At 74.4% G+C, this 5,151-nt stretch carries 9 protein-coding genes; 4 read left to right on the top strand and 5 right to left on the bottom strand.

Going from position 1 to position 5,151, the window contains the following annotated elements:
- From PSH25_RS27610 to PSH25_RS27600, 3 genes are all read left to right on the top strand, one after another.
- On the top strand, positions 1 to 695 hold a 695-nt coding region (locus PSH25_RS27610; RefSeq protein ID WP_238661818.1), incomplete at its 5' end, for a universal stress protein.
- Between the two features lie 100 nt (positions 696 to 795).
- Complete coding sequence (locus PSH25_RS27605; RefSeq protein WP_007460364.1) at positions 796 to 1,008, top strand: hypothetical protein; 213 nt, start codon at positions 796 to 798, stop codon at positions 1,006 to 1,008.
- Complete coding sequence (locus PSH25_RS27600; RefSeq protein WP_238661817.1) at positions 1,005 to 1,481, top strand: hypothetical protein; 477 nt, start codon at positions 1,005 to 1,007, stop codon at positions 1,479 to 1,481. Before PSH25_RS27605 ends, PSH25_RS27600 begins: the two co-directional genes overlap by 4 nt.
- Here PSH25_RS27600 and PSH25_RS27595 read toward each other — a convergent pair whose 3' ends face one another.
- Positions 1,482 to 1,685 carry a hypothetical protein gene (locus PSH25_RS27595; protein ID WP_091397934.1) on the bottom strand — a complete coding sequence of 68 codons (204 nt, stop codon included), beginning with the start codon at positions 1,683 to 1,685 and terminating at the stop codon, positions 1,482 to 1,484.
- Between the two features lie 134 nt (positions 1,686 to 1,819).
- Here PSH25_RS27595 and PSH25_RS27590 point away from each other — a divergent pair, with 134 nt between their 5' ends.
- A complete protein-coding gene (locus PSH25_RS27590) occupies positions 1,820 to 2,470 on the top strand; it encodes a hypothetical protein (RefSeq protein WP_238661816.1) in 651 nt (216 codons plus the stop codon).
- A 5-nt stretch (positions 2,471 to 2,475) separates the two neighbouring features.
- On the opposite strand, the gene PSH25_RS27585 is transcribed toward PSH25_RS27590, so the two are convergent.
- From PSH25_RS27585 to PSH25_RS27570, 4 genes are all read right to left on the bottom strand, one after another.
- Complete coding sequence (locus PSH25_RS27585) at positions 2,476 to 2,661, bottom strand: hypothetical protein (RefSeq protein WP_036410487.1); 186 nt, start codon at positions 2,659 to 2,661, stop codon at positions 2,476 to 2,478.
- A gap of 94 nt (positions 2,662 to 2,755) precedes the next feature.
- Positions 2,756 to 4,033 (bottom strand): hemolysin family protein, encoded by a 1,278-nt coding sequence (locus PSH25_RS27580; RefSeq protein ID WP_238661815.1) that lies wholly within the window; start codon positions 4,031 to 4,033, stop codon positions 2,756 to 2,758.
- Positions 4,034 to 4,112: 79 nt separating this feature from the next.
- Positions 4,113 to 4,310: a hypothetical protein gene (locus tag PSH25_RS27575; RefSeq protein WP_030327722.1), complete on the bottom strand. Its 198-nt coding sequence runs from the start codon at positions 4,308 to 4,310 to the stop codon at positions 4,113 to 4,115.
- An 81-nt stretch (positions 4,311 to 4,391) separates the two neighbouring features.
- On the bottom strand, positions 4,392 to 5,151 hold a 760-nt coding region (locus PSH25_RS27570), incomplete at its 5' end, for a SelB domain-containing protein (protein WP_238661814.1).

The raw sequence follows: 5,151 nt of genomic DNA, 5'->3' as shown, positions 1-5,151 counted from the left end.
GGCTGCGCCACCGCGCCGAGGAGCTGGTCGAGGCCGCGGTGCGCGAGGCCGAGGCGACCACGCCCGGGTTGTCGATCTCCGGCGAGATCATCGACGGTGAGGCGGCCGCGGTGCTGGTGGGCGAGTCCCCCACCGCCGCGCTCATCGTGCTCGGCGACCGCGGGCTGGGTGGGTTCTCCGCGCTGCTGGTCGGCTCGGTCGCGGTGCAGGTCGCCGCGTACGCCGACTGCCCGGTGCTGGTCGCGCGCGGAACGCGACGACCCGACCAGCCGGTGCTGGTCGCGGTGGACGGCTCGGACGCCTCCCGCCGGGCCGCGGACGTCGCCGCCGAGACCGCCGTGTCGCTCGGCGTGCCGCTGGTGGCGGTGCACGCCTACCGACACCCGGGCAGCAGCGGCCCCGGCGACATGCAACCCCTGGTGTACGACGAGGCGAAGCTGCGCGGCGAGCAGGAGCGGATGCTCGCCGGGTGGCTGACCGGGCTCACCGAGGACCACCGGGGTCTGCGGCTGACCTGCCGGGTGGTCCACGGTCGACCCGGCAGTGTGCTCGCCGAGGCGTCCCGCTCCGCCCAACTGGCGGTGGTCGGTGGGCGCGGGCGCGGCGAGGTGACAGGGTTGCTGCTGGGGTCGGTGAGCCAGTCGATGCTGCACCACGCGCAGTGCCCGGTCGTCGTGGTCCGCGCCCCCCAGTAGCCGGCCCGGGGTTGGGCCGCCCCCAGACGGGTAGACGGCCGCGGTACGCCCAGCGGACGGTGGGCAGCACCAGGTGCCCAGACCGACGAAGGAGGCACACATGCCAGGACCACGGCCGGGCAGTAACGCGTACGACAAGCAGCGGGCGCGGATGCGCAACGCGATCGACGACTCCGGACGCCGAGTACCCGACGGCAAGGCCAACCAGGTCGCGAACCGGATCCTCCAGGAGGATCGCGGCCAGCGAGGCGTGGTGCGCGGTGAGCGGACGTACGGCCCGAAGAGCGAGCGCGAACCGGGCGACCCGAAGTGAGGACTGTCGACGTGGCCGACGGCGCGATCGCGGGTGCCGTCGGCAGCACCGCGCTGAACGTGGTCAGCTATCTCGACATGGCCCTACGGGGACGGCCGGAGAGCGACGTCCCCCAGGAGACCGTCGACCGGCTGGCCGGGATCGCGCACGTGAACCTGGGGAACGGGGCCCGGGCGGCCAACCGCCGCTCGGGCCTCGGCCCGCTGATCGGTTACGGGCTGGGCGTCGCCGCGGGCGTCGGGTTCGCCCTGTACGCCGGTGGTCGGCGTCAGCCGTTGCCGATGGCCACCGGCCTGCTCGGCGCGGGCGTCATGACCATGACCGACGGGTCGATCACCGCACTGGGGATCAGCGACCCGCGTACCTGGCGGCGCTCCGACTGGATCTCCGACATCATCCCGCACCTCGCGTACGGGTTGGCGGCCGCCGCAACCTGGAACAGGTTGCGGCGGCCGCCGGGTCGCGGTCGTTGATCAGCGGGTGTCGCTGTCGTCCTCGGCCACCGGCTCACCGGCCGGGCCGTACGGCGACACCTGCCCCTTGGGCACCGGCCGACCCTCGTCGCCCCGCGACGATCCACGGTTGAGCGGGTGTCCGGTCGGCTTGGGCCCCTTGCTGTCCTGGCTGGTGGCGCCCTTGGCGTTGCGCCGGAACTCTTCCTGCTGCGGGTTGACCACTGGGTGTCTCCCTTCCGGGTACGGGGGCGGCATCGACCGCCTCCACCGTCGGCATACCCGCCCGCCCCGGCGGCATTCCGGCCCCGGGAACCGGCGCGACGGCTAGCGGATCCTCAAGTGGGTAACCCGCCAACGTGGGTAATGATCGAAGTGTGGTGCGGGTCCTGCTCGACCGGCGTGGCCGCACGTACGCCGAGGAGGCCGGCATCCGGCTCGCCGACCGGCCCGGGCCGCTGTACCAGCTGCTGGTGCTGACCACGCTGCTGAGCACCCGGATCCGGGCGTGCGTGGCGGTGGACGCCGCCCGGGAGCTGTTCGCGGCCGGCTACCGCACCCCCCAGGCCATGGAGGCGGCCAGTTGGCAGGAGCGCGTCGACGCGCTGGGCCGGGGCCACTACCGCCGCTACGACGAGCGGACCGCCACCATGCTCGGCACCGGCGCCCGGCTGTGCCTGGACCGCTGGCACGGTGACCTGCGACGCCTGCACCGGGAGGCCCAGGGCGACCCCGCCGGGCTGCGGCGACGGCTCACCGAGTTCCCCGGCATCGGCCCCACCGGCGCGGACATCTACCTGCGCGAGGCGCAGGCCGTCTGGTCGGACGTGCGCCCGTACGCCGACCGTCGGGCCCTGGCCGGGGCGAAGCGGCTGGGCCTGCCGGGCTCTCCGGACCGGCTCGCCGGTCTCGTCGACGAACCGGACTTCGGTCGGCTCGCCTCAGCGCTGGTACGGGTGGCGCTGGGTGAGGAGTCCGCCGGTGAGGTCACCCGCGTCGCCGCCCGCTGAGGCGCTCACTTGACCGTCTTGTCTCCCGGGCGGGTCAGGTGCCACACCAGCAACGCGGCGAGCAACGCCAGGACCACCACCCCGCCGGAGATGCCACGGCCCTCCTCGGGGCTGCGGCCGGCGCTGCCGAAGTAGATCACCGCCAGGCCGGCCAGCACCGTGACGAACGTACGCAACCCTCGGTCCTTCACGTCTGGCACCGTAGGCAGACGGCATCCGCCACCTCCTCGATTTGGGGCTTTTGTCATTCTTATGGGTGATGACCCGCGCTTGCCGACGTAACGGTCAGCGCTCGGTGACGAACCCGCAGAGCCGCACCCGGCGCACCGCCCGGTCGGCGACCTCCACCACCTGCAGGGTCAGCCCGGGCAGGCGCACCGTCTCACCCGGGGAGTCCGGCAGGTGCCGCAGCCGGGCCAGCACCAGACCCGCCACCGTCGTGTAGTCCCGGGACAACGGAAAGCTCAGCCGCACCCCCAGGTCCGGCAGGTCGTGCAGCGGGAAGTCACCGGGCACCAGCAGGGACCCGTCCGGCTCCCGCACCACACCGCGCACGTCGCGGTCGGTCTCGTCGTACAACTCGCCGACCACCTCGGCCAGCAGATCCTCCATGGTGACGATGCCGTCGATGCCCCCGTGCTCGTCGACGACCAGGGCCAGTTGCTGGTGCTCCTGCCGCAGCTGACGCATCGCGTCGGCGACCGGCAGGGTCACCGGCAGCAGCAGCGGCGCCCGCACCCGCTCGCCCACCGGGGCGGTGCCGGCCCGCACCAGGTCGCGGATGTGCACCACACCGAGCACCTCGTCCAGGCCACCGGGGCCGGTGACCGGAGCGCGGGACCGCCCGGCGGCGGCCAGCCGCCGGACCCCCTCGTCGGCGGCCAGGCCGGACGGTAGCGTGGTCACCTCTCGTCGGGCCACCAGGATCTCCCGCAGCGTCCGGCCGGCGATGTCGAACGCGCCGGTCAGGATCTCCCGCTGCTGGGCCGACAGGCCGCGCTGGCTGGTCAGCATCTCCCGCAGCTCCTCCTCGGTCATCTCCTCCCGGTTGGCCCGCGGGTCACCACCGGCGAGCCGCACGACCGCGTCGGTGGCCCGGCTGAGCAGCCACACCGCCGGCCGGGACACCCGGGCCAGCAGATCCAGCGGGCCGGCGCTCAGCAACGCCCAGCGTTCAGCCCGCTGCATGGCCAACCGCTTCGGGGCCAACTCCCCCAGCACCAGCGTGACGAACGTCAGCAGCACCGTCACCAGCAGCACCGCGGCGGGACGCGCCGCTCCGCCGAGGAAACCCAACGGGCCGACCAGCGGACCGGCCAACGACACCGCGGCCGCCGCCGAGGCGAGGAACCCCGCCAGGGTGATGCCGAGCTGGATCGTGGCCAGGTAGCGGTTCGGGTCGCGGGACAGCCCCACCAACCGGTCGCCGGCGCGGCTACGCCGGCCCAGCCGCCGCAACTGCCCCTCGCGCAGGGTCACCAGCGCCATCTCACTGCCGGAGAGCGCCGCGTTGACCAGCACCAGTACGGCCACCAACGCCAACTGCCCGAGCTGACCGCCCATCGCTCACCCCGTTCGCCGCCTGAGGTCACTCAACCGCAGCGGGGCGCACCGCGGGCCCGGTTTGCGACCGTGCCCCCGCTCAGTCGACCTCCAGGTCGTCCAGCGAGATGGCGTGGGTCATCAACCACCGGGCCAGCGCCGACATCCCGAACAGCCACAGCGGCACCGACTCGGTGGGTCCGTTGGTGGCGTAGATGGCGAAGCGCAGGTCCGGCGCGCGGTACGCCTCGATCCGCCACCGGTGCTGCCGGTCCCGCCAGACCGCCGAAGGGTCCATGGCGTCACCGTAGGTGACCGTCGCCGAGCCGGGGGCCGGTTGGCCCGGCACCACCGTCGTTCTGAGCGACGGCCGTGGCGCTCAGGTGACGACGATCCGGGCGTCGTCGGGCAGCCGCCGGGTCGCGCCCCGCCGGTCCAGCAGCTCCAGCAGGGGCACCGCCACCCGGCGGGTGGTGTCCAACGCCTGCCGGGCCGCGGAGAGGGTGAACGGCTGCGGCAGCCCGGCCAACACCCGGACCGCGTCGTCGAGCGCGTCCGGCAGCAGCACCACGTTGTCGGCCAGCCGCAGCAGCGCGCCGGCGCGCACCGCCGCACCGATCTCCCGGGGGCCCAGACCAAGGTCGACGAGGCGGTCCGCTTCGGGGGCGCGGAACGGCCGGTCGCCGTACTCGGCGCGGACCCGCTGCACGGCCCGGGCCACCGGTTCGGGCAGCGCGTCGACGCTCGCCGCCCCGACCCGACCGGCGTGGATCCGCAGCGGCGGCCGGACCAGCGCCTCGACCAGCGCCCGGTCGGGCAGGGCGAGGCGCTGACGCAGGGCGTCCACCGGCATCCCGGGCTCCAACGGGTGCTCCCGCGCGTGGCGGGCGACCTCCTCAGTCAGCCGCTCGCCGAGCCGTCGCCAGTACGCGGGGTCGGCCAGCCAGTCACCGGCCACCGGCTCGGTGTGCACCGGCACACCCATCCGGATCAACTCGCCGGCCCGGATCAGCCGGCGGCGGCGCAGCTCCCCCGCCAGGTCGGGTCGACCGTCCAACTCGGCGAGGACCTGCGCGCGGGCGGCGGCCGCACCCCGTCGGGCCAGCGGTGGCGGCGCCACGTCCAGCACCCGCACCCCG

It is taken from the genome of Micromonospora foliorum, from assembly GCF_022229015.1.
Taxonomy (GTDB): domain Bacteria; phylum Actinomycetota; class Actinomycetes; order Mycobacteriales; family Micromonosporaceae; genus Micromonospora; species Micromonospora foliorum.
The sequence above is the reverse complement of the archived record's forward strand: the minus strand, read 5'-3'. Positions and strand labels throughout refer to the sequence as shown.